Source organism: Oleiphilus sp. HI0067 (genome assembly GCF_001635735.1).
Map to the genome: position 1 here is coordinate 1 of NZ_LWFI01000159.1, position 1,143 is coordinate 1,143.

Annotated in this window: 2 protein-coding genes; one reads left to right on the forward strand and one right to left on the reverse strand. The window is 38.8% G+C overall.

All coding sequences use genetic code 11. From position 1 onward, the window contains the following. Positions 1–75: 75 nt before the first annotated feature. Positions 76–780, reverse strand: a complete 705-nt coding sequence (locus A3739_RS02230; protein WP_369821078.1) for a 1-acyl-sn-glycerol-3-phosphate acyltransferase — start codon at positions 778–780, stop codon at positions 76–78. On the opposite strand from A3739_RS02230, the gene A3739_RS31310 reads away from it, so the two are divergent. Then, positions 722–874: a hypothetical protein gene (locus A3739_RS31310; protein WP_369821079.1), complete on the forward strand. Its 153-nt coding sequence runs from the start codon at positions 722–724 to the stop codon at positions 872–874. The two genes, A3739_RS02230 and A3739_RS31310, sit on opposite strands and share 59 nt — an antisense overlap. Positions 875–1,143 lie beyond the last annotated feature (269 nt).

Below are 1,143 nucleotides of genomic sequence, written 5' to 3' on the forward strand. Positions count from 1 at the left end.
ACCATTGTTTTATATAGTTTTTACTAATATTTATATTAATGAGCGAAGAAATAACTCAATGTTATCCACAGGAATCTAGGAATTTTTCAGCGTTAAAACAATATCTTCTAAAGCTTTAGAGCTTATTTGTTCAGGCATTACAGGGGCAGAAGCGAGTATCTTTACCTTTGACCAAAACCGCTTTGGAGCTTTCTGAAGAGCAGGCCTATCTTTGTGACTAAAGAAGCTTCCCCACAGGCCCACCAAAGCTAATGGTATTACTGGAACAGGATCTCTTTCTATAATTTGCTCGATCCCGGCTTTAAAAGGCTTTATCTCTCCATCATCAGTTAGCTTTCCTTCTGGAAAAATACAAACAAGCTCATCGTTATTTAAAGCCTTAGAAATCTCATCAAATGCATTGTGGTATGTCTCTTCGTCTTTATGTTTGGGAGCAATTGGAATCGCATTCACCAACTTAAAGAACCACGATAGAACAGGTTTTTTAAATATCTTGTAGTCCATTACAAACCGAATGGGTCTTGGGCTGGCACCGGCAATCAATAACGCGTCCATGTAACTCACATGATTACAGACAATAACGCCTGCACCAGTTTCAGGAATACTGGACAAATTAACGTGTTTCACTCGATACATGGTGTGAGATACACACCAAACAACGAATCGAATAAAGAAATCCTTTACTCGAACAAAGATATATACACAAACGATCACATTCATAATCGATAATGCAAGGAAAAATTTAGGAATAGTAAGATCAAGCATTCCGAGTAAAATCATCGCCGTAATCGCGCTAGCGACCATAAACAATGCGTTGATAATATTGATAACAGCAATTGTTCTTGCTCTGACTTCTTCTGCAGCACGTTTCTGAACATAAGCGTAAAGAGGCACAATAAATATCCCACCGAATATGCCAATTCCCAAAAGGTCAATTAAGACTCTCGAGCTCTGTTCTCCGGTAAAATACATTAACCATGTAATTGAGTGATCAAGATTCACTTGGCTAGCAAAATATAAATCCACACCAAACACACTTAAGCCAATCGCTCCAAACGGTACAATGCCAAGCTCAACGCGCGATGATGATAGTTTTTCACAGAGCATTGAGCCCACGCCGATACCCAAGGTAAATATCGCTAA